The organism is Chromohalobacter sp. HP20-39 (assembly GCF_033052815.1).
GTDB lineage: Bacteria > Pseudomonadota > Gammaproteobacteria > Pseudomonadales > Halomonadaceae > Chromohalobacter.
The window spans coordinates 1-279 of sequence record NZ_JAWHTP010000571.1; the positions used below are offsets into that span (position 1 = coordinate 1).

The window sequence follows — 279 nt, forward strand, 5'->3', positions numbered from 1 at the left end:
CCGGTATCCGGTGCTCAACATGACCCTGCATCCAGGCGAGAGGATCCCGGTCATGGTGCGAGTCACCTCCCGCAAGACATTGCAACTGGAGCCCATGGCCTTTGCTCAGGAGGCATGGCATGCAAGGGAGATTCGCGCCGCCCTGTGGAACTTTGGGTTCCTTGGCGGCCTGCTGGCGTTGACGTGGGCTGCCTTGCTGATCGGATTCTTTTCCCGCAGTAGCGCGTTCTATCTGTTGGCAGGCCTGTCCCTGAATACTGCCTTGTATGAGGCATCCAT

The 279-nt window shown here is 59.1% G+C and carries 1 protein-coding gene; it reads left to right on the forward strand.

Going from position 1 to position 279, the window contains the following annotated elements; all coding sequences use genetic code 11:
- Positions 1-52 precede the first annotated feature (52 nt).
- Positions 53-279 (forward strand): hypothetical protein (locus tag RVY79_RS19235; protein WP_317466163.1); only part of this gene is annotated, 227 nt, incomplete at its 3' end.